19 protein-coding genes and 1 pseudogene are annotated in these 26,519 nt (G+C 54.2%); 2 read left to right on the top strand and 18 right to left on the bottom strand.

The window, feature by feature from the left end; translation table 11 throughout:
• Nucleotides 1-209: 209 nt before the first annotated feature.
• The 8 genes and pseudogenes from INT32_RS11035 to INT32_RS11005 form a co-directional block, all read right to left on the bottom strand.
• The gene (locus INT32_RS11035; protein WP_193088782.1) at nucleotides 210-1,370 is read right to left on the bottom strand and encodes an aromatic ring-hydroxylating dioxygenase subunit alpha; all 1,161 of its coding nucleotides are present in this window, start codon (nucleotides 1,368-1,370) and stop codon (nucleotides 210-212) included.
• 18 nt (nucleotides 1,371-1,388) lie between these two features.
• Nucleotides 1,389-3,281, bottom strand: coding sequence for an IucA/IucC family siderophore biosynthesis protein (locus INT32_RS11030; protein ID WP_226816934.1), 1,893 nt, complete (start codon nucleotides 3,279-3,281; stop codon nucleotides 1,389-1,391).
• A 93-nt stretch (nucleotides 3,282-3,374) separates the two neighbouring features.
• Nucleotides 3,375-3,872, bottom strand: a pseudogene (locus INT32_RS22150) (GNAT family N-acetyltransferase); the annotation flags it as partial.
• Nucleotides 3,808-5,103 (bottom strand): MFS transporter, encoded by a 1,296-nt coding sequence (locus tag INT32_RS11025; RefSeq protein ID WP_193088780.1) that lies wholly within the window; start codon nucleotides 5,101-5,103, stop codon nucleotides 3,808-3,810. The gene INT32_RS11025 and the pseudogene INT32_RS22150, both read right to left, overlap by 65 nt.
• Nucleotides 5,100-6,428 carry a lysine N(6)-hydroxylase/L-ornithine N(5)-oxygenase family protein gene (locus INT32_RS11020; RefSeq protein WP_193088779.1) on the bottom strand — a complete coding sequence of 443 codons (1,329 nt, stop codon included), beginning with the start codon at nucleotides 6,426-6,428 and terminating at the stop codon, nucleotides 5,100-5,102. The genes INT32_RS11025 and INT32_RS11020 overlap by 4 nt, the downstream gene beginning before the upstream one ends.
• Nucleotides 6,429-6,447: 19 nt before the next feature.
• Nucleotides 6,448-7,779, bottom strand: coding sequence for a TonB-dependent siderophore receptor (locus INT32_RS11015; protein WP_193088778.1), 1,332 nt, complete (start codon nucleotides 7,777-7,779; stop codon nucleotides 6,448-6,450).
• Nucleotides 7,754-8,632, bottom strand: coding sequence for a TonB-dependent siderophore receptor (locus INT32_RS11010; RefSeq protein ID WP_193088777.1), 879 nt, complete (start codon nucleotides 8,630-8,632; stop codon nucleotides 7,754-7,756). The genes INT32_RS11015 and INT32_RS11010 overlap by 26 nt, the downstream gene beginning before the upstream one ends.
• Before the next feature lie 236 nt (nucleotides 8,633-8,868).
• Complete coding sequence (locus INT32_RS11005) at nucleotides 8,869-11,232, bottom strand: cation-translocating P-type ATPase (protein ID WP_226816904.1); 2,364 nt, start codon at nucleotides 11,230-11,232, stop codon at nucleotides 8,869-8,871.
• Between the two features lie 88 nt (nucleotides 11,233-11,320).
• Between INT32_RS11005 and cadR the strand changes: the two genes are divergently transcribed.
• Entirely contained in the window at nucleotides 11,321-11,752 is a 432-nt protein-coding gene (gene cadR, locus INT32_RS11000) for a Cd(II)/Pb(II)-responsive transcriptional regulator (protein WP_193088776.1), read from the top strand.
• Nucleotides 11,753-11,991: 239 nt separating this feature from the next.
• Here cadR and INT32_RS10995 read toward each other — a convergent pair whose 3' ends face one another.
• The 6 genes from INT32_RS10995 to ppk1 all read right to left on the bottom strand — a co-directional run bounded on the left by INT32_RS10995 (nucleotide 11,992) and on the right by ppk1 (nucleotide 19,394).
• Nucleotides 11,992-12,279, bottom strand: coding sequence for a DUF1330 domain-containing protein (locus tag INT32_RS10995; RefSeq protein ID WP_193088775.1), 288 nt, complete (start codon nucleotides 12,277-12,279; stop codon nucleotides 11,992-11,994).
• Between the two features lie 448 nt (nucleotides 12,280-12,727).
• Nucleotides 12,728-13,504 (bottom strand): phosphate ABC transporter ATP-binding protein PstB, encoded by a 777-nt coding sequence (gene pstB / locus INT32_RS10990; protein ID WP_193088774.1) that lies wholly within the window; start codon nucleotides 13,502-13,504, stop codon nucleotides 12,728-12,730.
• Between the two features lie 41 nt (nucleotides 13,505-13,545).
• Nucleotides 13,546-14,430, bottom strand: a complete 885-nt coding sequence (pstA, locus tag INT32_RS10985; protein ID WP_193088773.1) for a phosphate ABC transporter permease PstA — start codon at nucleotides 14,428-14,430, stop codon at nucleotides 13,546-13,548.
• Between the two features lie 23 nt (nucleotides 14,431-14,453).
• Nucleotides 14,454-15,413 carry a phosphate ABC transporter permease subunit PstC gene (pstC, locus tag INT32_RS10980; protein ID WP_193088880.1) on the bottom strand — a complete coding sequence of 320 codons (960 nt, stop codon included), beginning with the start codon at nucleotides 15,411-15,413 and terminating at the stop codon, nucleotides 14,454-14,456.
• Between the two features lie 148 nt (nucleotides 15,414-15,561).
• Nucleotides 15,562-16,605: a phosphate ABC transporter substrate-binding protein PstS gene (pstS, locus tag INT32_RS10975; protein ID WP_193088772.1), complete on the bottom strand. Its 1,044-nt coding sequence runs from the start codon at nucleotides 16,603-16,605 to the stop codon at nucleotides 15,562-15,564.
• A gap of 683 nt (nucleotides 16,606-17,288) precedes the next feature.
• Nucleotides 17,289-19,394, bottom strand: coding sequence for a polyphosphate kinase 1 (gene ppk1, locus INT32_RS10970; protein WP_193088771.1), 2,106 nt, complete (start codon nucleotides 19,392-19,394; stop codon nucleotides 17,289-17,291).
• A gap of 168 nt (nucleotides 19,395-19,562) precedes the next feature.
• Here ppk1 and INT32_RS10965 point away from each other — a divergent pair, with 168 nt between their 5' ends.
• Nucleotides 19,563-21,050, top strand: coding sequence for a Ppx/GppA phosphatase family protein (locus INT32_RS10965; protein WP_193088770.1), 1,488 nt, complete (start codon nucleotides 19,563-19,565; stop codon nucleotides 21,048-21,050).
• Nucleotides 21,051-21,173: 123 nt separating this feature from the next.
• On the opposite strand, the gene INT32_RS10960 is transcribed toward INT32_RS10965, so the two are convergent.
• The 4 genes from INT32_RS10960 to ftsH all read right to left on the bottom strand — a co-directional run bounded on the left by INT32_RS10960 (nucleotide 21,174) and on the right by ftsH (nucleotide 26,200).
• Nucleotides 21,174-21,938, bottom strand: a complete 765-nt coding sequence (locus INT32_RS10960; protein WP_193088769.1) for a GNAT family N-acetyltransferase — start codon at nucleotides 21,936-21,938, stop codon at nucleotides 21,174-21,176.
• A gap of 153 nt (nucleotides 21,939-22,091) precedes the next feature.
• Complete coding sequence (gene glmM / locus INT32_RS10955) at nucleotides 22,092-23,432, bottom strand: phosphoglucosamine mutase (protein WP_193088768.1); 1,341 nt, start codon at nucleotides 23,430-23,432, stop codon at nucleotides 22,092-22,094.
• A complete protein-coding gene (gene folP / locus INT32_RS10950) occupies nucleotides 23,422-24,273 on the bottom strand; it encodes a dihydropteroate synthase (RefSeq protein WP_193088767.1) in 852 nt (283 codons plus the stop codon). Before folP ends, glmM begins: the two co-directional genes overlap by 11 nt.
• Before the next feature lie 19 nt (nucleotides 24,274-24,292).
• The gene (ftsH, locus tag INT32_RS10945) at nucleotides 24,293-26,200 is read right to left on the bottom strand and encodes an ATP-dependent zinc metalloprotease FtsH (protein ID WP_193088766.1); all 1,908 of its coding nucleotides are present in this window, start codon (nucleotides 26,198-26,200) and stop codon (nucleotides 24,293-24,295) included.
• Nucleotides 26,201-26,519 lie beyond the last annotated feature (319 nt).

Genomic DNA, 26,519 nt, shown 5'->3' with positions numbered 1-26,519 from the left:
CACATTGCTCGCAGCGGTGCGCGGCGGCGTTTGGCGCAATGAGGTCAGCAGGCCGGCCGTGCTGCCAACACAACACCGTGGGTCGGACACCACATTGAAGGCCCAACATGTCTTGTATCGCAAAATAAACATGTACCTATTGCCGGGGCGTTTATCGATAATCACGCAGCAGGTGAAACAATTGCAAATGTCGTTATTGCAAATCCGTATCAGAAGGTGCCCGGCACTGGGTGTTGTGTGCTATCCATATTCATCATGGTGCGATACCAGGCATGAAATTGCGCCATCCCCTCTTCCAGCGGAATCTGATAGGGGCCGTGGTCATTGCGATCCCGCAAATACAGCGCACGACGTCCTTCATCTATTCTGACCGCGATTTCGTCATCCTCTTCGGCCGTCTCCATATAGGCCTTGCGATGGTACTCGGCCAGTTCCGGGCTGAACGCCAATACATCGTCGGGATAATAAAATTCAATCAGATTAAGCGTTTCCCCGGGACCTTTGGGAAACAGCGACGACACCACCAGCGCATGCGGGAACAGTTCAATCATTAGCGTGGGATAAATAGCGATCCAGATTGCGCCGAACTGAGGCGTTTCATCGCCCATGTACTCTTTGAGCAGGCGTTCCCATTCCCGATATACCGGTGTACCGCCCTTTTGCAGAGTCTGTTCGGCGCCAACCGTCTGCTTGCAATACCAGTTGCCATAAGCCCAGCGCAGGGCATCGCATTCCACATATTTGCCTAGCCCCGGGTGAAACGGCCCGATATGATAATCGTCATTGTAGATTTCGATAAAAGTTTTCCAGTTGCATGGGCAGCTATGCGTTTCTACATGATCAAGCCGGTAATGGGAAAGATCATGCCCCAGTTCATCAAACAGCGTGTGAATATCGTGCGGCAGACCGGAAGGATGCTCAAACAAAAAACCGCTCATGTTCAGCAAGGGAGAGGACTCCAGCTTTTTGCACTGACGAATTTCAAACTGCGGCGCCGATAGAAGCTCGCCATCCGCACGATAGGTCCAGGCATGGATCGGGCAGACAATATTGCCGCCGGTCTGTCCCAGCGAACCGCGATGTTCGGTCAGCTCGCAGTTGGTGCTGTAGCTGCCCAGCATCAATGCCTGGCGGTGGCGGCACACATTGGACATCAGTTTGATGCCATCGGCGTTGTGTACCAATACCCGCCCGCCGTTTTCCTGTGGCAGCGCGTACCAGTCCTGCACTTCTGGCACGCTGTTTTCATGCCCCGCATAAAGCGGGCAGCAACGGAAAATGTGCTTCTGCTCCTGCTCATATACCGCCTGATCAAAATAGGCACTGACAGGCAGTGGAGAAGCCAGCTTCGGAATGTCTGCAAGGTCCATACGAATTCTCCGGAAAGATCAGGCGGGTTCGGGCTGCGGCATCAGGTTTGAGGCCTCCAGCTCGGCCACAGACAGCGCGCGAAAGCGTGCGACGGGATTGGGCAGGTTCTCGGCCATGGTCAGGCTGCCGGCCGTGTCCGACAGATCCACCATCTGCAGATTGTTTTTCAATTGCAGGCGGTTCAGGCATGAGTGTCTGAAATCATCTGCAAAGAAGTCGTAGCGACCGAATTTGTCGGCCAACGCCGGATGCGCCTGCTGATACCGTTTGACGGACAGCGCAGCCAGCATCCAGAACTGTTCTTCGTTGCAGCAGCCACTGCTGTGCAGGATGTCGCTCATATGCCTGAACACGCCATCAAAAATATCGATGAATATTCCCAATATTTTGTAGTCTTCCGGCACGCTTACCTTGAGCCGGGCGATATGCTCCGGAATGTCGAAGTCCTGATCCAGAATCGCGCTCTCTTCGGCAATGTCCTTCATGATGCAGCGCTGCGGCACATTACTGTGGTCCATGACCATGATCAGATTCTCGCCATGCGGCATGAACACCAGCTCATAGGCATAGAAACAATGCACCACAGGCACCAGGAAAGCGTCGAAATAGCGGCTTAGCCATTGACTGCCAGACAAGCCGGACTGCTCAATCATCAGTGGCAACAGCGCCTGTCCGTCGCGGTCACGATGCAGCAACGATGCCATGGTCATCAGCCGTTCTGTTTTCTGCACTTTGGCGGCCGGGCTTTCACGCCATAACACAGACAGCATTTTTTTGTAAGGGCTGTCCTTCTTCAGTGCGGCCTCGTAATAGCGATTGGTGTAGCCGATAGAGGCCACTTCCTGGAGGATATCAAAACCGTTCTGGCGTAAAAAAGCATCATTGCCAATCAGTTGCTTGAGCCATTCGTTGATTGCCGGCGTACCTGCCATGTAATAAGGAGACAGACCACGCATAAAGCCCATGTTAAGGATGGACAGGGAGGTTTTTACATAGCATTTGTCTTGATCCGTGTGATTGAAATAGGTGCGGATCGATTGCTGCGCCTGATACGTATCCTGGCCAATACCCAGGTACACAATGTTGCGTTGTGCAATGTCTGCGGCAAACGCAATACTCAAACGATTGAACCACTGCCATGGATGCGTAGGCATGAACAGATAATGATCGGGGTCAAGCCCCAGTGCCTGCACCTGCGCGCGATAGTCAGCCACCCGTTGCGACCCCAGTTCCTGGCGAACAAAACTGTCATATTCCAGCGTGGAGAGTGACGCGAAATGAGCATGGTTGCGATGTACCGCCAGCCATACCAGCGTGAAGCGATTGCCGGTTTCCGGCGTATAGCTTTCATAATCGAACACATTAAAACCAATGCGACCGTTATTGGCAACAAAACCCGGATGCCCCTCGGTCATGGCCGCTTCTATCTGCTGGTAGTCTGCATGCAACAGATCCTTGCTGTCCAGTGACTGGTGGCATCGCTTGTACGCTGCGCCATACAACGTACTGCTTATTTCATCGAGATACACCGGCAGTTTGTCAGCAGGTATGGCCAGCGTTTCCTTAAAGTCGATAATAAACGACAAGGCGTCAGGTTCGAGTGTCTGGCCATTGCAGATACGGGTGACCGACGGTTCTGAAATATGCCAGTGCCGTAACATCATGGGACGAGCCAGGTACTTGTATTGCGTTTGCCCATCGTCGGACACCAGTACATAGTCCTGCAGGCTATCGTCATGGGCCGCATGACGAGCGTCATGAGGCGCGTCACTGCGCGCAGGCGTCAAAATCTGTTCATGAGAAAATTCGGCAATGGCTTTGGCAACCAGATGACGATTGACATGTTTCCAGCTCTCGGGCTCGAGATGGCGCAAATGCTGTTGCGCTGGCGGTACGGGATAATGGCTCATCTTAGTAGTTCCTGAAAGTGATAGGGTTGCGTCGAAGGCTGGCCTGGTGGCAATAGACAGCATGGCCTGCTTGGTTTTAAGGGCAATGAGACCGACCTCTGCGAATCCGGCCTTGCGATTAAGCGCCCTTACCTTGTCATTGCGGCTGTCGGGTTCAACCACGACCCGTCGCGCACCAACCTGATGAAACAGGTAATGCATGACATGCCGCATGACATCGAGCGTATAGCCATGACGCTTCTCGGTTGCCGGCGCCACAAAAAAATGCATGCCGATGTCGCCAGGCTCCACCTGGTAATGCCGGGCAATATCGTGATGCTGCGGGTCATAGCATTCGAGCAGAAAACAAATCTGTCCGCGCTGCGTACCAACCCAGGCCCACTCATGCGGGCTGGCCTGCTGCGCCTTGTAGAACGCCAATACTTGCTGCCGGGTCATGTCTGCCATGTCCCAGTAGCTGGCGTATTCCAGGTCAAACCACGGATGAAATACGGGTACATCCTGCTCGGGAACAAGTTCCCGAATCTCAAACGCGCCGGGATTCCAGTTCAATTTCGCTGCTCCTGTCTGTATCGGCGCCCTGCGGGACACCAGCTGTCTTGATATGGTCCAGATTCAGCGTCAGCTTATTGGCCAGCCATGTCAGCGCAATGCCGGCAGCGGCAATCAGGAACACGGCCTGATGGCTGATCAGACTGACGATATAACCTGCGCACCAGGAGGAAATAAGCACGCCCAGGTTCTGGAAAAAATTGGTGATACTGAAGTGATGCGCATAGTCTTCCTTGCGGCTGATGCTAAACAGGCTGACTTCCAGTTTGACCGCAATCTGAAACAGCCCCCAGCCATACATACAACGCCCGATCACAATTGCAATGTCGGACGGGATCGACTGCAGGTACAGGCCGACCAGTGACAACAGCAAATTCCAGGACAGATTTTCATTGCGCTGCGTCGCCGTCGCGCTCAGCCGATGTTTGACAATCAGGGCAACCACCGCCGCCAGTCCTGGAATGGCAAAAATCAATCCTGCCAGCGTCTGGTCCTTGTGTGCCGTTGCATAGATCCAGTATTCAGAGAAGAACGGCCGTATCAGATAGGCACTAAAATCAAACACAAACATAATCAGGCTCAGTGTCAGGATCCCTTTGGTCAAATGCGAGAATCCGCGACGTGTTGCTACCGGCGCGGGTGCCGTCGCATCATCAGCGACGATGGCTGCCGTATCCTTGATGTCCTGTGCACTGATTTGCTGCCGGCTGTTAACCTTGATGATTTTCCCCGAGCGGTTCAGCCACAGCGTGATGGCCATTTGTCCGAAATCGCCGGCAGCCATCAGGACCAGCGCCGCGCTCGCTCCCAGGTGCTGCAATATGTAGCCGCCCGAGGCAGCGGCCAGGATGCCCGATATGTGCACAACAACAGAGAGCAGCGCGATGGTCCGGCTGTGTTCGTCGCTATTGACGATGCGCATCAGGTACGGAAACATCAGCAGATAACTGCTTTTGAACATGAACATGAGCATGGTCAAAACCCAGTATTGCGTCAGCGTTTCAGCCCAGATGGCCGACAGGCACAGCAGGCCCGCTACGCACTGGGTAAAACCAATAAGCGACATGGGCTCGAACCGTTTGGCTACCCGCACCCAGATCGGCAGCGTACACATGACAGCAATCGAAATAGCTGCCACATACATCCCGGTGTGCACCTGATCGGTATTGCCATAGCGCATGTCAAAAAATTGCGGATAAAATCCGATAAGCACGGTGTCGCTCATCATGCCCAGTGCGGACATAATGATGATGGCAAGGCGTATGGTCATTGGTCGCTCAACTGTGCAAACTGGCTGTTCTCTTGCGGCGTGAACGCCTGGAATGTCGTGCCGGTATCGATCGCATACACTTCCCGCTTCATAATCGCATTGATAATGCAGGCATTGCGAAAGCAATTTAATCCCAGATCCGGATTGGTCAGGCCGTGACTATCAAAGCCCGCATTCTGGATATAGACTTCGTCACCATTGACGTCTGCGGCATAGTCTTGGGCCAGGCGATAGCGCCCCTGTCTGGTCAGACTGAGTCGATCAGCAATCCCCTGCATAAAATCGGGAATACGGTAACAATAGCCGGTAGCAAACACGATTTCGTCTGTCATGAAGCGGTACCGCTCGCCGGTCTGGCAATGATCGAATACCAGTTCCGTGTCGCTGCCCCGGCGGCTGCATTGGGTGAGTGCCATATTGGTGTACAAGTGTGTCCGACGGGCACTGTCTGGCGACTTTTCATCCAGCTCGTCATAAATCTGCTCGATCAGGCTGGTATTGATGCCATTGAAAATGCTGACCTGATCCTGCAGTGTCCTATGCTTTTGTTGCTCGTCCAGCTTGTAAAAATGCTCGGCATAGTCCGGCGTAATCAGTTCAAGCGTGAGCTTGCCGGTTTCCATCTGAAAGAAACGGGAAGAACGCGTGATCCAGTACAGCTCGTAATCGTGCTGTTCCATATCGTGGAGCAAATCATAATAAATTTCGGCGCCGCTCTGGCCGCTGCCGATCACGGTAATTCTGCGGGCTTTCTGCAATCTGGCTTTTTGCCGCAGATACTGGCCGGTGTGCGCCGACAAATAATCTTCGCCAACGCAGGCGGGCAGACTGGGCATGCTACCGATACCGACCACCAGCCGGCGTGCACGATATTGCAACTGGCATTGATTGCACAAATCGGTTACCGTGGCCACATAACATTGATCGGCATCGTCATACGCCAGCGCGGTAACGTGCCGTTCGTAATGGACACTATCCAGTTGTGACGCGGCCCACTGGCAATAGCGGTTGTACTCCTGCCGGGTCAGATAAAAATTCTCCCGAAAATAATAGCGGTAGATTTTTCCCTGTTGCTTGCAGTAATTCAGATAAGTGAAGGGGCTTGTCGGATCTGCCAGCGTAACCAGGTCCGCCATGAAGTTATTCTGCAACGTCGTGCCCGGAATCATCATGCCATCGTGCCAGCTGAACGCGCTTTTGCGCTCCAGAAACACCGCGGTAAGATTTTCCACTGGCGCCATCAGACATGCCAGCCCCAGATTGAAGGGCCCCAGGCCTACCCCAAGTACATCGTAAATTGTGTCTGCCGCTTGGCTGCCCTTCATTATCTGCTACCTTGATTCTTTAGTACTTTAATTGAACATTCATGCCGACCGAGCGCGAAGGGGCATAAAAGCCCTGCTCCCATTGCGTGGAGGTCAGGTATTTCTTGTCAAACACGTTCTTGACGTTAACCCCTACCGTGACATTCTTGTTGACTTCGTAACTGGCCATCAGGTCAGTCACGGCATACGATTTTTGTTTCAGATAGATGTCGTCTCCGGCCGCTGTCTGACCCTGCAAACGACGCGTCTCCGATTGCCAGCGCACAGCGCCCCCTACTTTCAGCCCCTGTACTGCAGGCACGGCATATGAAGCGGCTACGGTAAAGGAATTCTTGGGGACGAATTCGCGCACGGCCTTACCATCTTCATCCTTGATCGAGAAAAAATGGGTATAACCGGCGCTGACCTGCAGGCCAGGCATCACTTCACCCTGCAACGCCAGCTCAAAGCCGGCAGAGCGCGAGTTCACTGCTTTGTAACGGCTCAGGCCGTCCAGAAAGGTATCGTATTCTGCAGTATTGTCCTGCTCTGCGCGGAACAGGGCGATGCTACCATTGATTTTTCCGTCCGTAGATTCACCCTTGAGGCCGATCTCATAGTTTTTGCCCTCAATGGCCGGCAGAATCTGACCGTTTATATCCACCTGAGACTGCGGATTGAAGATACCGGTATAACTGGCATAAACAGAGTAATTGTCATTCAGATCATAGATCAGGCCAAGGTAGGGAGACAGTTTATTGCGCTTGTATTCACGAGGCTCACCGTAGTGTTCACCTGTGCTGGTTGCCCGGGTGTAGTTAAGACCGGCAATCACCTTGAAATCATCATGCAGATTCAAGCGTGTTGCCGCAAACGCCGTGGTTTTACGAACCGTAAAATCGGAAAAGGTTTCCGTACCATTAGCAAAATCAGGACGTGGAAATTGCCTGTCCCAGACGGACAAAGACGGTAACGGAACGCCCACATCCGCTTCCAGCGATGTCATATAGTTTTTACTGCGATTGGCGTTGACTCCGAACATGACATCGTGTTGGCGACCACCTAATGTATATTTTCCGGTCGTGCTGATGTCTCCGATCCATTGCTTCTCGTAGCGGTCATATTTTGTTGGATAGGTAGAGAGCCCCAAGCCGGTCGTACGGTCCGGCACACCATAGGCCAGAAACTGCTCGGCATCCTGCGTGATCTTCCGATAGGTCAATGTGCCTTTGGTCTTCCAGCCGCCACCCCAATCGTGGTTCAATTCAGCAAAGCTGGTTTGGTCCGTGGTATTCCAATATGCCCAGTCCGGTGCGTAGCTATCCGATACATCGTAATCAATCGCACTACCGTCGGTATAGTAGAGCGACAAAGCCCCACATGGGTGATTTCGATTTGTTCCTCTGATAGGTGTGCCCCAGCGTCAACGTCGTGCGGTCACTCAGGTCTGCGTCCACAATCACACCCAACATGCGTTTTTCCAGGCCGTAGCGATCAAGATGAGAATTGCCTTTCTGATAGGCACCAACGAGCCGGCCGCGTACCGATCCGCTACTGTTCAGTGGCGAGGATATGTCAACATCGAGCCGACGCGTGGCAAAGGAACTGTACGATAAACCCGCGTTGGCGGAAAATTCGCGCTTGGGACGTTTGCGTATGAAATTGACGGTTCCTGACGGGTTACCGGTGTTGGACAACAGGCCATTGGCCCCCTTGAGCACTTCGACCCGATCATAAAAGGCCATGTCCAGGTCGCCGATCTGCTCTTCAGTGGAAAACGGCATTCCCACGCCGTCTATCTGAAAATTGGTAACGTCATAACCTCGGATGATGTAGTAGTTGCGATCCGTTTCCACCTGCTGCACAAACACGCCAGGGACAGCAGAGAGCAAAGACGTCGCGTTATTCAGCCGGAAATCGTCCATTTGCGTGCGTGTTACCACATTGATTGTTTGCGGCGTCTCGCGCGGCGACAACGGCAGGCGTGTGGCACTTGTTGCCACCGGAACGCTATACAGCCCTGTGCCCTCGCTGGTTGCATCGTCTGCAGTTACTGCTTTGATCGCCTGTAAAGTTGCCACGGAGGAGGCCCCACTGGCCGATGTGGCTGCCGTCTGTGCAACTGCCCCTGCCGGCACGGCAAGCGCTCCCAGGATAGAAACCAACAGAATATTGGGGGTAAACTTGCCGCCACTCTGACCAAAATACATCGATGAAACCGCCATAAAAGTCCTCGTTATCTTTTGATGTTAAAGCCAAATGATAACGATTTCTATTTATATTTGCAATTAAATGTTAATGGTCGCTTGCTGGATCCCATAATTTATGACAATTGAAATATTGTGAATGACCATGCGCCGGGGCTGGCGACCGTAGCGAACGCGCTCTCCTGTCCCGGGCATGTTTTGTTGCTATTGACTCATTTTTTTTCGATTATTCGATGTGAGCGGTCCGGCGCCAACTACTGCCCTGCAAGCTTTGGTCCCACCCGCAATAGACGCAGTCCATTGGCCACCACCAGCAGGCTGGCTCCGACATCGGCAAAGACGGCAAGCCACATAGAGCCCAGTCCCAGCAGAACAAGCACCAAAAATACCGCCTTGATGCCAAGGGCCAGGCTGATGTTCTGCACCAGCACACGCCGCGTGGTGCGCGATAGCCTGAGGAATGCGGGGATTTTGAGCAGATTGTCATCCATCAGCGCCACGTCCGCCGTCTCGATTGCCGTATCGGAACCCATTGCGCCCATCGCGAATCCGATATCAGCTTGCGCTAGCGCCGGAGCGTCATTCATGCCGTCTCCGACCATGCCGACAACAGCGTGGCCTCCTTTTTGCAGTTTCTGTACCACTTGCTGTTTTTCCTGCGGCAGCAACTGCGCCTGCGCTTGCGTCACCCCGCTGGTTTTGGCGATGGCCTCGACAACAGATTGATGATCGCCCGACAGCATCACGGTCTTGACTCCCAACTGGTGCAATTGCTCGATCGCGTTGACACTGCTGTCCTTGATTTTGTCGGCGGCGGTAAACAACACGCAAGCAGCACGCGTGTTCATCAGCAGCACAACGCTTTGACCACTGTTTTGTGCTGCCGTCACGCTGTCCTGTACCGCAGCGGTCATGAGGCCCAGTTCCTGCGCCCACACGGCACTGCCCAAGTACCAGCGTTCATCATCAATAACGCCTTGCACGCCCCGCCCGGCCACGGCGACGAAATCACCTACTGTCATGGCCGACACGGCAGCGGCCTCGGGCGCCTGCGCGATGGCCCTGGAAACAGGATGATCGGAGCGCGCGGCAAGACTCACCGCAATGCGCTGCAGCTCGCCTATGGATTGGTCCGGGTCAAGCGGCGTCATGCCTGTCTGCACCGGCTGACCTTGCGTGATCGTACCGGTTTTGTCCAGCGCCAGCCAACGCATGCGATGTCCCTGCTCCAGATACACGCCACCTTTGATCAGGATCCCCATGCGGGCTGCTGCGGTCAATCCACTGACCACGGTTACCGGTGTCGAGATGACCAGGGCGCACGGGCAGGCAATAATCAGCACGACTAATGCCTGATAAATCCAGGCCAGCCAGGCCCCGCCAAAAAAGAGCGGCGGAATAACCGCAAGCAGAACGGCCAATACCACTACGGCGGGCGTGTAATAGCGCGAGAACGTATCAACAAAACGCTGCGTCGGCGCTTTTACCGCCTGGGCTTCTTCAATCTGGTTGATGATGCGGGCCAGCGTTGTGCTATCGGCTGCCGCAGTCACATCGATTTCAATTTCGCCAGCTTCGTTGACTGTACCCGCAAATACTGTGTCGCCCAGCTGTTTGTCTACCGGCACGCTTTCTCCGGTAATAGGCGCCTGATTCACCGTTGTCATGCCGCGAACGATACGACCATCCAGTCCGATACGCTCGCCCGGCGCGATACGCACAAGGCTACCGACCGCCACTTGCGCGACTTCCCGCTTCAGCCATTGTCCGTTGATTTGTACCATCACCGTTTCAGGCGCCAGGTTCATCAGTCCGGCTACAGCCGCACGCGTTCTATCCAGGGATTTTGCCTCGATCCATTCAGACAGCGTAAACAACACCATGACCATTGCCGCTTCAGGCCACTGCCCGATCAGCAAGGCGCAGGTAACGGCAATACTCATGAGCGCATTGATGTTCAAATCGCCATAACGCAGCGCAACCAGGCCCTTGCGGTAGGTTGCCGTGCCAGACAGGGCAACTGCAGCAATAGCACAGACAATGGTCAGCCAGATTGGCCCATCGAACCAGTGGACCAGCTCAGACGCTAGCGCCAGCACCCCGCCCAACGCAAGATGCCACCAGGCAGGCAGGATGCCGCCGGCAATATTGGGAGAGACCTCTTCGCCTTCCGGTTGCGCCAGCTGGGCGCTGCGCGCCCGTCCATGAGCGTGCTGCGCCTGATCGTGCCCGTCGGCGCCGTGATCATGTTTGTGCTGATGATGACCATGCACATCGTGTGCGCCGCCTTCTCCATGACTGTGCGGTGTACCCTGGGCTATCTGGCCGCCTGCCGTATCATGTGAATGCCCGCAGCAGCCAGTTTTGCCCGCCACCCTGGCAGACGCGGGCTTGCCGTCGTGCAGCTCCGGCGTAAAGCCGATCTTGCGGATCGCCTGCATAACCTCATCCAGTATGGCCGGATCATGCGTCACAGACAGGACACGGGACATGAGATTAAAACGAAGGCCGGTTACCCCTGGCTTTTTCTCCAGCGCCTTGCGCAATAGCCGCTCTTCTGTCGGGCAGTCCATTTGCTCGATTCGGATGGCGGTAACACGGGTTTGCTGCTCTGACATGCTTCTACTCCAATTCATCGTATAATGGCATTTAAAACCTTGAAGTAACTTTAGAGTCAAGGCATTATTGAACAGGACAGGAAAAAAGATGAAAATCGGAGAATTGGCCCGCTTGCAGGGGTGTACCCCAGAGACCATCCGCTTTTATGAAAAAGCCGGCCTGCTGCCCGCGCCCGTCAGAACAGAGGGCAATTACCGGCATTATGATAATGAACATGTGCAGCGCCTGCGTTTTATCCGAAACTGTCGGATTCTGGATATGTCCCACGACGAAATCCGCACCCTGTTGCAGGCGCACGACGAGACACCGGACGATTGCCAGCCAGTCAACCAGTCAATTGACGCCCATATTGAACACGTAGAAACGCGCATCCGGGAACTGAGCCAGTTAAAAGCACAACTGGCCTCGCTGCGACAACGCTGCACCGTCCCTCATGATGTCAAAAACTGCGGCATATTTCTGGAGCTGCAGACCGCAGACATGGTGGATCCGCACGTGCATGGGCACACGCACCTGTGAGCCTGCCGGCCGCCAACCCGGATTGGCATAGGCTGGCATTGTCGGCTTGCCCCAGCAATCGGCCCACGAGGGTATGAGCAGGCGCATCGCATACCTGCCCTGGTGCTTTTACTTAGAAATGACATGCCAGGGCTTTTGTCAACACCGCACAAGCATGGGTATTTCATAGCGGGCCGCTGTTTTCGCCAGGTGTTACTGGTCCCGATAAACAGCGGAACGATATAACCCAAAGCGGGATGTCAGACGCCGGGAACCATCAGAAACTGTGCTTCTGAAACGGGCTCGCGGATCGCTTTGGCAGCCTGGTACTGCGCAGAGTCATAAAACGCTCGGGCATGCTGTTCGTCAGGAAACTCCACCACTACGATGCGCTGCTGCTCTTGCGGTCCCTCAAGGGTGACCGGCGCTGGACAACGCACCAGAAACCGCCCGCCATGGGCAGCGACGATATCAGGTGTCAAAGCGGTATAGGCTGCATAGCCTGCGGGGTCGTTGACTTTTACCCGGACGATAAGATAGTACGCCATTGTGTGAATGTTCCTCAGAATAATCGGGAGCAAGACTGGCTGCCTGTTCCGATAATACTATATCTGCTTAGCGGCACGCGAAGGCGCAAAGGAACGTGGCCGCGCAGGTGTCGCCAACAATAAATAGCAGGCGAAGGTTGCTGGTTCTTGGGCCTGTGCCACCAGAACCACATGCCAAAACAAAGCGCCCCACACGAGGCGGGGCGGCGCAATGGATTCACCTATCCATATTATCAAACATTGTTTTAAACATTGCGCCCGCAAATATTACCAATACATGGGAAAATGCGTTGTAAGGGATAACCCTTAGTTGTGGCAAAAATAGCTAAAACGGTCACGTTCAAAACAAACTGCGCCCTGCCGTATCCGACGAATCGAATACCGCAAGGCGCAGCTTTCCACGCTTAGATAAAGTCGGCAGGCTGCAGCCTGCCTCGCAATGTCGGTGTTAGCCGAAGCGGCCGGTAATATAGTCTTCGGTTTCCTTGCGCTTGGGCTTGACGAACATTTGTTCCGTTTCACCGAACTCCATCATTTCACCCAAATACATGTACGCAGTGTAATCGGAGCAACGTGCCGCCTGCTGCATATTGTGCGTCACGATGGCGACCGTATAGTCTTTTTTCAATTCGGTAATCAGCTCTTCAATCTTCACCGTAGAAATCGGGTCCAGCGCAGAACATGGCTCGTCAAGCAACAACACTTCTGGTTTGATGGCAACACCACGGGCGATACACAGACGCTGCTGCTGGCCACCGGACAGGCCGTTGCCGCTTTGGCCAAGTTTATCCTTTACCTCGTTCCACAGGGCAGCTTTGGTCAAGGCCCATTCGACCCGTTCATCCATGGCCGCCTTGGACAGGCGCTCGAACAGCTTGACGCCAAAGGCCACGTTATCATAAATGCTCATTGGAAAAGGCGTGGGTTTCTGAAATACCATGCCGACCTTGGCACGCAACAGGGAAATATCCTGCGAAGAAGTGAGCAGGTTCTCGCCATCCATGTTGATCTCACCTTCGGCACGCTGGCCAGGATAAAGTTCATACATGCGATTGAAGGTGCGCAGCAGCGTGGATTTGCCGCATCCGGACGGGCCGATGAATGCCGTTACCTTGTTTTTCGCGATCCGTATGTTCACGTCTTTGATGGCGTGAAATTTTCCATAATAGAAGTTCAGATTCTTGACTTCAATCTTTGTCTGGTCAATCGTAACCAAGTTTTCCATGTGTGTCTTCCTGACGAATACTTTAATTTAGGGATCGCTGACTATTGTTTGCGAAACAAGTTACGGGCGAGAATATTGAGCGCCAGCACCAGCAATGTGATGAGGGTGGCACCAGCCCACGCCAACTCATTCCAGTCCTTGAATGGACTGGCAGCATATTGATAGATCACGACCGGCAGATTGGCCATTGGCGCATTCATGTTCCAGCTGGTGAACTGATTGGATAGCGCGGTAAACAACAGCGGCGCGGTCTCGCCGGCAATACGGGCCACGGCCAGCAAGACGCCCGTCAGGATTCCAGACATGGCCGCTTTGTAGCATACCAGCGTAATAACGCGCCATTTCGGGCAGCCCAGTGCAGACGCGGCCTCGCGCAGGCTGTTGGGCACCAGCGCCAGCATATTGTCTGTGGTGCGCACCACCACAGGAATAACCAGAATGGCCAGGGCAAAGGAACCGGCCCAACCCGAATAGTGCCCCGAGGTGGCAACCACGATGGCATAAATGAACAGGCCGATAACGATGGATGGCGCAGATAGCAGCACGTCATTCAAAAAGCGGGTCGCCGGCGCCAGCCAGCCCCGCTGCCCATATTCAGCCAGATAGGTCCCGGCCAGAATGCCAATTGGCGTACCGATAGCCGTACCAACCCCGGACATCAGTACGGAACCGATCAGCGCATTGGCCAGCCCGCCGGATTCGCCGGGCCCCGGTGTCTTTTCGGTAAATAGCGAAAATGAGAGTGAACCGCCGCCCTTCACAGCCAAGGTAAACAGGATCCAGACCAGCCAGAACAGGCCGAACAGCAGGGCTGCCGACGATAAGGCAAGCATGAGCTTGTTGCGCATATGGCGGCGACGGTAGATCCAGTTGCCAGGGTTGATGGCCGAATTGGCCTGTGGTGTTGTTGCAGTCGTTGTATTCATGATTTATCTCTTGAGCCCCACAATCAGGATTTCTTACCTTCGGCCGCTGACAATCTTGCCAGCATGAGGCGCGAGGCCATCAATACCAAGGTTGTGATCAGGAACAGGATCAGGCCCAATTCAATCAGGGAAGATTTCTGCAAACCGCCGGCTTCATTGAATTCGTTGGCAATGGCCGATGCGATCGAGTTGGACGGATCGAAAACACTGCCCGGCAGGCGAAACGAATTACCGATCACAAACGTGACGGCCATGGTTTCACCCAATGCCCTGCCAAGACCGAGCATGATACCGCCGATCACGCCGGTTTTTGTGTAAGGCAGCACGACGCGCCACATGACTTCCCAGGTCGTGGATCCCAGGCCATAGGCCGATTCCTTGAGCATGGGCGGAACCACTTCAAATACGTCACGCATGACCGAAGCAATATATGGAATGACCATAATGGACAGCACCAGGCCGGCCGTAAACAGGCCGATACCAAAGGGCGCGCCCTGGAAAAACTGCCCAATAAAGGGCACGCCGCCCAGCACATTGATCAACGTGGGCTGGACGTATTGTTGAAAGATGGGGACAAAGACGAACAAACCCCACATGCCATAAATAATGGACGGAATGGCCGCCAGCAGCTCGATGGCAGTACCCAGGGGGCGACGCAGCCAGGTTGGGGCCAGTTCGGTGAGGAACATGGCGATGCCAAAAGATACCGGCACAGCGATAATAAGAGCCACAAACGCGGTAATCAGCGTACCAATAATGGGAACAACCGCGCCGTAAACGTCATTCACAGGATCCCAGTCATTTGTCCACAAGAAGGCCGCACCATACTTGAGCAGCGTTTCCTGACTTCCATACAACAGTGAAACCATGATGGCCGCAAGTAGCATGAATACAAAAAAGGCAAAAAAACGTGCCACATTCTTGAACAACATGTCGGCAAACGCGTTGCTCTTGGCCGGTGTCGGAGGAAGTTGTTTTTGCATAGTCTGGATGGCGGACCGGGTAGGCTCGGCCCCTGTTGTCGTTATCGAAACGCTCATTGTAAACCCGTCTTGGTGTTCGTAAAAAACATGGCGGCTTAAATGATTAAGTCGCCATGTTTTGTTCAGAGGGTCAAGTCGTGTGACCTGATTATTTCCAAACCGCCTGACCGTCTGCCGTTTTGATCTCGGCAGCCCATGCTGCGCGAACTTCTTTGGTTACAGCATCTGGCAGTGGTACATAGTCAATTTCAGCAGCGGCTTTGGCACCGTTTTTGAATGCCCAGTCAAAGAAAGACAGGACAGCTTTAGTCTGTTCTGGCTTGTCGGCTTTCTTGTGCACCAAAATAAAGGTTGCTGCTGTTACGGGCCAGGAATCAGCACCTGGCTCTTCGGTCAGTACTACACCCATGCCTGGCGCGCTTTTCCAGTCGGCGTTGGCTGCAGCGGCAGCAAACGCTGTCTGTTCAGGCTGAACGAATTGGCCATCTTTGTTTTTCAGCTGAGTCCAGGACAGATTGTTCTGCTTGGCATATGCGTACTCAACGTAACCGATAGCGTTTTTCAGCTGACCTACATAAGCAGCTACGCCTTCGTTACCCTTGCCGCCCTGTCCTGCCGGCCATTTGACGGCCTTGCCTTCACCCACTTTTTCTTTCCACTCGGGAGAAACTTTGGACAGGTAGTTGGTCCAGCCAAAGGTTGTACCTGAACCATCTGAACGATGGACAACGATAATGGCCGCGTCAGGCAAAGTGACGCCAGGGTTCAGGGAAGCAATCGCCTGATCGTTCCACTTGGTGATTTTACCCAGGTAGATATCGGCCAGAACAGGACCTGTCAGTTTCAGTTGGCCTGGTTTGATGCCATCGATATTAACGACAGCAACGGTACCGCCAATGACCGCGGGAAACTGCAACAGACCATTTTCAGCCAGTTTCTTTTCGTCCAATGGGTCGTCAGACGCGCCAAAATCTACCGTCTTGGCGATAATTTGTTGTTGGCCGCCACCAGAACCGATAGATTGGTAATTGATTTTATTACCGGTCTCAGCTGCGTACATGGATGCCCATTTGGCATAAACAGGGTATGGAAAAGAAGCGCCTGCACCGGTCACGTTGGCGGCATGTGCGGCGAAAGTCGCAGTCGACAGCGCGATGGCGACAGAGACGCTTTTAAGTGCATGTTTGAACATGTATATTCCTTAATACGTTAAAGAGGTAACAAAATACGAACCTTGGTGTCCATGCCGAGTATAGTAAAACGGTTATATGACAAGATAGTGACAAATATAAGGCAGTTTTTTTCCGTCATCAGGGAAAACACTACATTTATAATATTTATTATTTATTATCAATAGCTTAAAGAATAATTCATGTGACAAAATTGTGTCAAAAGACCGCAAAATCATCTAAAAAAAGCAGACTGCAAACAACACGTCGCAAGGGCCTGTCATATTATGTCATGTTACAAACTGCCGTTGACTCACCCTCACCTGTCTGCTTTTCGTATGTGGTTTTTTTGTGTGGGCCGCCGCGCAAAAAATACCGGAAGGCCTGCCTGACGACACCTGATCCAGCCATCGCCGGGTCGGGTTCGCCGTTGACGCGATTGAGCTGGCCGACAGCCGGCCCCCTTATCGCTTCCGACCGGTCACTTGCCCGCTTCCGGACAGGGCCGACGCTATCTCCCCACCAATCTATACTTATGGGACTGTGCAATTTAGGCCCTGCCGCGACCCTGCACAACGCAGCTGTGGCATTCTCAAAGATCGCAACAACCCAGACGTATTCCCGCGTTACCGTACTGTCATTCGGTAGCGAACGCCTGGTCTGAGTGTGAGACGACGCCCGGGGCCTGCGCATGCGATACCTGTAATCAACTGGCCTTGCCAAGCAGATTCATCAAGTACTGATGAATATTGAAGGGCTCGCGGCGATTCTTGATACGTTCGTACTCGCTACTGGGCTTCTGTTCCCACGACAGCACGTTGTCCTTCAACGGAAAAATAAAAGACTCATTGATCACCCGTTTTTTCAGAACCGGATTCAGGATAGGAAAGGCCACTTCCACGCGCCGGAAAAAATTGCGCGCCATCCAGTCAGCGGAAGACAGGTAAACCTGCTCCTGGCCGCCGGCGTGAAAATAAAACACCCGCGAGTGCTCCAGAAAGCGGCCGATAATAGAACGCACACGAATATTTTCCGACAGGCCGGGCACGCCGGAGCGCAGCGCACACACACCTCGCACAATCAGCTCAATGCGAACGCCGGCCTGGCTGGCTTTGTACAGGGCGTTGATCACTTCGACTTCCAGCAAAGAGTTCATCTTTGCCATGATCACTGCTTTTTTTCCAGCCTTCGCCTGTTCGGTCTCAGCCTGAATCATCTTGAGTACCCGATCGTGCAGCGTAAACGGCGATTGCAGCAGCAGTTTGAGCGGACGACGGGCGCCCAGGCCTGTAAGCAGCGAGAACACCCGATCCATATCGTTGGTCAGATCAGGATTGGCAGTCAAAAGACCAAAATCGGTATAGAGCCTTGCCGTGCGCGGATGATAATTTCCGGTGCCCAGATGTCCGTAGCGAACAATTTTCTTGCCTTCCTTGCGCAGTACCAGCAGCATTTTGCCATGCGTTTTATGGCCGACGACACCATATACGACGTGTGCGCCGACCTCTTCCAGCTTGGCCGCCCAGTTGATATTGGTCTGTTCATCAAAGCGGGCCATCAGCTCCACTACGACGGTAACTTCCTTACCGGCCTTGGCTGCCGCCAACAGCAGTCCCATCAGTTCGGAATCCTCACCCGTACGATATATAGTTTGCTTGATCGCCACCACCTGTGGATCCAGCGCAGCCGAAGTCAGAAAGTCGATCACTGGTTTAAATGACTGGTACGGATGATGCAATAACAAATCTTCCCGCGCAATCGCCTCGAACATTTCGGCGGGATTGTCGTTCATGGAATCGAACGGGGCCGGCAGACGGGCACGATAGCTGGGGAACACCAACTGCGGGTCGGCATCAATATCGCACAGCGGCATCAGCCGCGTCATATTCACACTGCCGTGAGTGCGGTAGGTATCCTTGGGACCCAGCGCAAATTCACGCTGCAGAAAATGTTCGAGTTCTACCGGTGTGTCTTCGGAAATCTCCAAACGAACTGCCGCCCCGAAGTTGCGCTGCGACAGCTCCCCCTGCAATGCCTGCCGCAGATTGGTCACCTCGTCTTCATCGACAAACAGGTCGCTGTTGCGCGTAACACGCCATTGATACAGCCCCTTGACTTGCATGCCCGGGAACAGTTCTTCGGAAAACTGCTGCATCAGCGAGGACAACAGCGTATAGCAATGGCGGTGCCCGCATACCGACTCGGGAATTTCAAGCAAACGAGGCAAGGCGCGCGGCGCCTGCACAATGGCAATGGACGCACGGCGGCCAAAGGCATCTTCGCCGCTGAGCGATACGATAAAGTTCAGGCTTTTGTTATAAACACGCGGAAACGGGTGCGCCGGATCAAGGCCGATAGGCGTAAGCAGCGGCAGCACCTCATTGAGAAATACATCGCGCGCCCAGGCGGAAACGGCCTCTGTGTATTCCCTGGGAGCCAGTACAGATACGCCCTGCTTGCGCAATGCGGGAAAAATATCCTTGTTCAGGAGCGCATACTGGCGCTCAACCAGTTCATGCACGCGTTGCTGCACCAGTTCGAAGGCCGCCGAAGGTGTCAGGCCATCGTCGCCCGGCACATTGGGAAACTGCCGCTCCTGTTCTTTCAGACTGGAGATGCGAATTTCGAAAAACTCGTCCAGATTGGAGCTGACAATACACAGGTAGCGCAGGCGCTCCAGCAGAGGATTGGCCTGGTTCATCGCCATGCCCAGTACCCGTTCATTGAATTTTAGCAAAGACAGTTCGCGATTGAGCAGCGTGACGGAGTCAGCAAGAGGAGCAGAAACGGGGACGGAATTGGTATCGGACATGAATGCAGTTGTTATGTGTTTTAGGCTTTTGGAAAAGAACTGTTCTTATACTCTCACAATATAACAAATTAATGACAAATAAAAATCATGTTGCCGATCTCCCTTATTTCGCTCACTGTTGCGCCTTTTTTCACTAAAATGGCGTTTCCCTTACCTATCAGATGCACCATGGACCAATTACTTGCCGCCGTAGACTTGGGCTCCAACAGTTTTCGCCTGTCCATTGCAAGAATTGTCCAGAATGATGATTCTGTACAGATTTATGCAACAGATCGCCTCAAGGAAACCGTCAGGCTTGCCGCAGGCCTGAACGCCGAGCGTGTGCTGGACGAAGAAGCAATCCAGCGCGCCATCGCCGTACTGTCCCGCTTTGGCGAGCGGTTGGAAAACTTTCCTGCCGGCCGTGTACGTGCCGTGGCGACCAATACCTTTCGCGTCGCGCGCAACGTGGCTGATTTTCTGCCCCGTGCGGAAGCCGCGCTGGGCTACCCGATAGAGGTCATTTCCGGGCAGGAAGAAGCCCGCCTGGTTTATTCCGGCGTTGTTCACGAATTGCCGCCTTCGGGCAAGCAGCGCTTTGTCGTCGATATCGGGGGCGGCTCCACTGAATTTATCATTGGTCGGGAGCTTGAACCGCTGATCATGAAATCACTCGCCATGGGCTGCGTCAGCTACACCAAATCCTTTTTCCCCGCAGGCAAAGTCACCGAAGAAGGGTTTGTCCTGGCTGAAATCGCGGCAAGAAAGGAAATTGAAATCATTTCCAGACAGTATCGACATCTGGGATGGGATGAGGCCTTTGGCTCTTCGGGCACAGCCAAGGCGCTGGTTGCGACCCTGGAAGAATCCGGCTTTTCCGAAAAAGGCATTACGCTGGATGGCATGCAAAAGCTGAAAAAAGTGCTGATCCGCCACGGTAGTGCCCACGCGCCGGAATTGCGCGGCCTCAAACTGGATCGCATGGAAGTGCTGCCAGCAGGCCTGTCCATCATGATGGCCATTTTCAGTGAACTGCAGGTCAAGCAGATGTTCCAGGGGGACGGCGCGCTACGCGTCGGCGTCTTGTACGATATGTTGGGTCGCGACAGCTCTCATGACAAGCGTGATGAAACCGCGGACGTATTCATGAAGCGCTACCATATTGACAGCCGGCAGGCCGCGCGCGTGAAAAAGCAGGCGCTGGCCTTTTTTGATTCAATACTGGCCGATGAAACAGCGGCGGATGATCTGCGGCGCTACCTGAGCTGGGCCTGCGACTTGCATGAAACCGGCCTGAGCATCTCACAGAATAATTATCACAAGCACACCGCATACGTCATGGCCAACGCCGACATGCCCGGTTTTTCCGAAGCTGAGCAGGAGCTGCTCTCTTTCCTTACGCTGGGCCATCAGGGCAAGCTGGACAAACTGCTGCCCGAGAAGCCAAGCCGCGTCAAATGGCTGCTGACCCTGTGCCTGAGGCTGGCCGTCGTCTTCATGCGCCGCCGCCAGCCGGTTACGTCACTACCGGTTTCACTGGAAACTGACAAGCAGAAACTGATGTTGCGCGTAGGCAAGAAATGGCTGGAAGATCACCCGCTGACCCGGTATACGCTGACGCTGGAAGCCGCCGAATGGAAAAAAGCAGGCTTTACCCTGGACATTATTCCTTCCTGATGCCTCGCGCCTGGCGTAGCATTACCACACCCAAACACTAAAACCAGATTGACCCCCGGCTGCCCGGCGCAAAGGGCCACCACCCTGCCAGGCCTCTCTCTGGCAACGGGTGCCGTATACGTATCAGGCCAGGCCGAAGTGTTTTTTGTATCGAGGATCGATATTGGCCACATCGATAATGACCGGAAAATCGGCGGAATTGAAGTCCCGGTCAAAGGCCGGCTCACCGCAGATATGCGCGCCGATCTTCAGATATCCTTTGATCAGCGCCGGTGTTTTCGCATCATCTGTGAGCGTGAGCTTGTCCAGCGGATACGGGTTGATGGGCACCATAATCGGACGCTCGGGATGCGCGTCGATGTCGCGTTTGGCCGCACGCCAGACCTTGGAGGCCTGCACGCCGCCATCGGCCAGACTGACGCTGGCGCAACCGAGCATATAGCGATAATTGTTGCTGAGCAGATAGCGCGCCAGACCGTTCCAGAGCAGCATGATCGCTTGTCCATTGCGGTAGTCTGGATGCGTACATGAGCGGCCGCACTCACATAACACATGGCGGATGCCCGCCAGCTGATCAATATTGAATTCCAGCTCGGAATAATAGCCGCCGGCCTCTGCTGCCTTTTCCGGACTCAGGATCCGGTAGGTGCCTACGACAGCATCTGTTTTCAGGTCCCGAACCATCAAATGGACACACCATTTGTCAAACGGTTCAATGTCTACGCCGTTGATTGCGCCGGGGAATACCACGTTCATCTCGTTGGTATAGACCTCGTAACGCAATCGCTGCAACTGTTCGACTTCCTCGGCGGTTGTGGCAATCCCCAAGACCAGGCTGTGGCTTGACGTATCGTTCTCGTCTGCCTGGATCCGCATGATTTCTTGCATTCGGGTCAATTCCTAAGATTTACTGTAAAGCTGCATGATACCCGGTTCATTTGACAAAAACTTTTCACATACAGGTAATATTTCGATTTTTTGAAATCTTACAACAGAATGCATTGCCAGTTGCACAAACTGCATACAACTGGCAACGAGAAATCACGCAGCCAGATCTACCGCCTGCAGACGTTCCACGCCCTGACGGGCCAGCGCTTCGGATTCGGCTTCGACCATCAGCCGCAGCTTGGGTTCAGTGCCCGAAGCGCGGATCAGCACGCGGCCACGGCCGTCCAGTTCACGTTCCACCTCTTCTTTGGCCGCCTGCAAGCCGGCATGGGCCTTCCAGTCAGCACCTTTTTTCCAGGGAACATTGACCATGATCTGCGGATACATCTTCAGATCTGAAATGAATTGTGCGAGCGTTTTGCCACTACGCACCAGTGCCGTCAGCACCTGCAAACCAGCAATAATACCGTCACCAGTGCTATGGTGGTCCAGGCACAGCAGATGGCCGGAGCTCTCGCCGCCATAGAGCCAGCCATTTCTCTGCATGGCTTCCAGCACGTATCGATCACCCACGTTAGCCCGCTCAAAGGGCACACCCATGATCTGCATGACTTTTTCAAAGCCGTAGTTGGTCATGAGCGTGCCCACGACGCCGGCCACGCGGCCGTGCATCATGCGCTCGCGGACCATGGCATAAAGCAATTCGTCACCATTGTAGATACGCCCCTTGGCGTCCACCATCTGAATCCGGTCAGCATCGCCATCCAGCGCGATGCCATAATGGGCGCCCACTTCCTTTACCTTTGCGGCAAGCGATTCGGGGTGCAATGCACCTACGTCCCGGTTGATATTGAAGCCATCCGGGCTGCAACCGATTGCCACTACGTCAGCGCCCAACTCGCGAAATACATGTGGTGCAATGTGATAGCCCGCGCCATGCGCGCCATCTACCACGATTTTCATACCCTTGAGGTCCAGGTCATTGGGAAACGTACTTTTGCAAAACTCAATATAACGTCCGGCTGCGTCGGGCATGCGTCGGGCACGACCGATATGCTCCGAGTCCACGCAACCTACCGGCTCGCCAAGCGCTGCTTCGATTTCCATTTCAACATCGTCGGGCAGCTTCATCCCGTTACCAGAAAAAAACTTGATCCCGTTATCCGGATAGGGATTGTGAGAAGCACTGATGACCACACCGGCAGTCAGGCGCAGTGCGCGGGTCAGATAGGCCACTGCAGGAGTCGGAATGGGTCCTGCCAGATAAACATCAATTCCGGCAGCTGACAACCCGGCTTCCAGCGCCGACTCCAGCATATAGCCTGAAATGCGTGTGTCCTTGCCGATCAGTACTTTAGGACGGGCGCTGTCCTTATAATTCTTGGATAACACCCGGCCTGCAGCATATCCCAGCCGCAGTGCGAACTCCGCATTGATGACCGGACCGCCTACTTCACCACGGACCCCGTCTGTTCCGAAATATTTACGCTCCATGCATGTCTCCTTGTTCTATGGCTGCCCACACTTTGAGGGCATCAGCAGTTTGTGCAACATCGTGTACCCGTATGATAGCCGCGCCCCGATTTGCAGCAGCCAGCGCGCCGGCAATGCTGCCTGCAACGCGATCCTGCGGGGCCCGGCCCGTAACCGATGCAATCATGGTTTTACGGGACAGACCGATCAATAACGGTGAGTGTAAACCGGACAGCCGGTCCTGTTCACGTAAAAGCTGATAATTCTGCTGCACTGTCTTACCGAAACCATATCCCGGATCCAGACAGATGCGCGAGGGCGCGATACCAGCTGCCACCGCCACCGCCTTGCGTCCATCCAGAAACCGGTACACCTCGTCAGTCACGTTTTCGTACTGTGGCGCAGCCTGCATGGTTTTGGGTTCACCCTGCATATGCATCAGACATACCCCGCAATTGGGATGGGCTGCCACGACCTCAAGGGCGCGGGGCATACGCAAGGCATAAATATCATTGATCAGATCGGCGCCGGCCTCCAGGGCCGCGCGCATCACTGCCGGCTTGAATGTGTCAACGGATATGGGTTTGCCGCAATCACGCAGATTGTGTATCACTGGAATGATGCGCCTGAGCTCCTCTTCTTCGGAAACGGCATCGGCGCCAGGGCGTGTGGATTCACCACCTATGTCCAGGATATCGGCGCCCTGCCCGATCAGGTCCAGCGCGTGCGCAGTAGCCGCATCGGCCGAGAAATGGGCAGCGCCATCGGAAAAGGAGTCGGGCGTCACATTGACGATGCCCATGACAAGCGGGCGCTTGAGTGTAAGCTCAAAGCGCCCGCAAATGAATGTGGAATGATTCATGAAAAATACAGCAGTAAAATCAGGCAGTCACAGTTGCTTTATCGCTACCAGGATCTTTCCGAGCAGGGCCTGATGAAGGCGGTGGCGTATCCGAGGAATCACTTGTTGGCTCAGACTCTTCCGGCGGACGCGGTGGGCGCCCGGCCATGATATCGCCAATTTGCTCGGCATTGATGGTTTCCCACTCCAGTAACGTCTTGGCCATGACGTGCATCTTGTCGCTGTTGGCCTCGATGATTTTGCGCGCCACCAAATACTGCTCATCGATAATGCTGCGGATTTCTGCATCAACCTTTTGCATGGTCGCCTCTGACACATGGGTGGTCTTGGTGACACTGCGCCCCAAAAACACTTCATTTTCGTTTTCGGCATAGACCATGGGACCCAGTGATTCGGTCATGCCGTAGCGCGTCACGATATCGCGGGCGATGGCCGTCGCGCGTTCAAAGTCATTGGACGCACCGGTGGTCATCTGGTTCATGAAGATTTCTTCTGCAATACGCCCGCCGAACAATACGGCAATGGTATTGAGCAAACGCTCTTTATCCATGCTGTAACGGTCACCTTCAGGCAATTGCATGGTGACGCCCAGCGCACGACCACGCGGAATGATAGTCACTTTGTGCACAGGATCGGTTTTAGGCAGCATCCGGGCCACAATCGCATGACCCGATTCGTGGTAAGCCGTATTTTTGCGCTCTTCCTCGGGCATGACAATGGAACGGCGCTCTGCCCCCATGATGATCTTATCCTTGGCGTTTTCGAAATCCATCATATTGACGGTACGACCACTGCGACGCGCGGCAAACAAGGCCGCTTCGTTCACAATATTGGCCAGATCTGCACCGGAAAACCCGGGCGTACCACGCGCAATGACCGAAGCTTCGACGTTGGGAGCCAAGGGAACCTTGCGCATATGCACGTTCAGGATCTGCTCGCGGCCACGTACGTCGGGCAGGCTGACCACGACCTGGCGGTCAAAACGACCAGGACGCAGCAATGCCGGATCCAGTACGTCGGGACGGTTGGTCGCAGCGATCACGATCACGCTCTGGCCGGATTCGAATCCGTCCATCTCAACCAGCATCTGGTTCAGTGTCTGCTCGCGTTCATCATTGCCACCGCCGACACCGGCGCCACGCTGACGCCCGACGGCGTCGATCTCGTCGATGAAGATGATGCAAGGCGCCTGTTTCTTGGCATTTTCGAACATATCGCGCACACGCGATGCGCCCACGCCCACGAACATTTCCACAAAATCGGAACCGGAAATACTGAAGAACGGCACTTTGGCTTCGCCGGCAATGGCCTTGGCCAGCAGCGTTTTACCGGTACCCGGAGGGCCGACCATCAGTACACCACGGGGAATACGTCCCCCCAGGCGCTGGAAGCGGACAGGCTCGCGCAGGAAATCGACCAGTTCTCTGACATCTTCCTTGGCCTCATCGCAACCGGCCACATCTGAAAAGGTAATCTGGTTGGTGCTTTCGTCGAGCATGCGGGCACGGGATTTACCGAAGCTGAATGCGCCGCCTTTGCCGCCGCCCTGCATCTGGCGCATGAAGAAGAACCACACGCCGATAAGCAGCAGCATGGGGAACCATGAAATGAGCGCGCTAAGCAGGAATGAAGGCTGCTCGGGCTGTTTGGCGGTGACTTTCACACCTTCGCGCACGAGATCGCCGACCATCCACAGATCGTTGGGAGCAGTCAGCGTATAAGGCCGTGTGCCTGAGCTGGGTGTGACCGTCAGGGTATTGCCCTGAATTTCAACACTGGACACCTTGCCCTGCTTGGCATCAGACATGAACTGACTGTAGCTCACGCCCTCTGTGACCTGACCTGCGCCGTCGTATTGCTTAAATACTGTAAAAAGTACCAGCGCTACAACCACCCAGATAGCGAATTTTGAAAAAGAATTATTCAACAATCTGACTCCTGCGATGAATGGCAAATGACCCTGGAAGCAGCGTCTTTACCCCGTTCATATGATTCTAACCTATTGATAAAAAAAAGAGGCTTTACAACCGGCTTAAAAACAAATTAAACCATTACCCGCCGTTTCCGGATTTTGCACGGGTAAAGGCGCCGGTTTTGCCTGCATCTGGGCGTGTTACGGCAACTGCAGCAAGTCGTTGTCCCGGCATAACAACCGGGGGCTCACAACAGCTAAGTTGGGGCAAAAACCCGGTTTCCAAGCGCTTTTCTGTCATTTTTTTCCTGATATTGCGGGGCAAAGCCAATTG

The sequence above is a fragment of the Advenella sp. FME57 genome (assembly GCF_014897675.1).
Classification (GTDB): domain Bacteria; phylum Pseudomonadota; class Gammaproteobacteria; order Burkholderiales; family Burkholderiaceae_B; genus Advenella.
The sequence above is the reverse complement of the archived record's forward strand: the minus strand, read 5'-3'. Positions and strand labels throughout refer to the sequence as shown.

What these genes read in the sequence shown, in the direction of transcription:
- INT32_RS11035 (WP_193088782.1), bottom strand. Translation starts at nt 1,370, where the DNA reads ATGGACCTTGCAGACATTCCGAAGCTGGCTTCTCCACTGCCTGTCAGT.
- INT32_RS11030 (WP_226816934.1), bottom strand. Translation starts at nt 3,281, where the DNA reads ATGAGCCATTATCCCGTACCGCCAGCGCAACAGCATTTGCGCCATCTC.
- INT32_RS11025 (WP_193088780.1), bottom strand. Translation starts at nt 5,103, where the DNA reads ATGACCATACGCCTTGCCATCATCATTATGTCCGCACTGGGCATGATG.
- INT32_RS11020 (WP_193088779.1), bottom strand. Translation starts at nt 6,428, where the DNA reads ATGAAGGGCAGCCAAGCGGCAGACACAATTTACGATGTACTTGGGGTA.
- INT32_RS11010 (WP_193088777.1), bottom strand. Translation starts at nt 8,632, where the DNA reads ATGGCGGTTTCATCGATGTATTTTGGTCAGAGTGGCGGCAAGTTTACC.
- INT32_RS11005 (WP_226816904.1), bottom strand. Translation starts at nt 11,232, where the DNA reads ATGTCAGAGCAGCAAACCCGTGTTACCGCCATCCGAATCGAGCAAATG.
- cadR (WP_193088776.1), top strand. Translation starts at nt 11,321, where the DNA reads ATGAAAATCGGAGAATTGGCCCGCTTGCAGGGGTGTACCCCAGAGACC.
- INT32_RS10995 (WP_193088775.1), bottom strand. Translation starts at nt 12,279, where the DNA reads ATGGCGTACTATCTTATCGTCCGGGTAAAAGTCAACGACCCCGCAGGC.
- pstB (WP_193088774.1), bottom strand. Translation starts at nt 13,504, where the DNA reads ATGGAAAACTTGGTTACGATTGACCAGACAAAGATTGAAGTCAAGAAT.
- pstA (WP_193088773.1), bottom strand. Translation starts at nt 14,430, where the DNA reads ATGAATACAACGACTGCAACAACACCACAGGCCAATTCGGCCATCAAC.
- pstC (WP_193088880.1), bottom strand. Translation starts at nt 15,413, where the DNA reads ATGCAAAAACAACTTCCTCCGACACCGGCCAAGAGCAACGCGTTTGCC.
- pstS (WP_193088772.1), bottom strand. Translation starts at nt 16,605, where the DNA reads ATGTTCAAACATGCACTTAAAAGCGTCTCTGTCGCCATCGCGCTGTCG.
- ppk1 (WP_193088771.1), bottom strand. Translation starts at nt 19,394, where the DNA reads ATGTCCGATACCAATTCCGTCCCCGTTTCTGCTCCTCTTGCTGACTCC.
- INT32_RS10965 (WP_193088770.1), top strand. Translation starts at nt 19,563, where the DNA reads ATGGACCAATTACTTGCCGCCGTAGACTTGGGCTCCAACAGTTTTCGC.
- INT32_RS10960 (WP_193088769.1), bottom strand. Translation starts at nt 21,938, where the DNA reads ATGCAAGAAATCATGCGGATCCAGGCAGACGAGAACGATACGTCAAGC.
- glmM (WP_193088768.1), bottom strand. Translation starts at nt 23,432, where the DNA reads ATGGAGCGTAAATATTTCGGAACAGACGGGGTCCGTGGTGAAGTAGGC.
- folP (WP_193088767.1), bottom strand. Translation starts at nt 24,273, where the DNA reads ATGAATCATTCCACATTCATTTGCGGGCGCTTTGAGCTTACACTCAAG.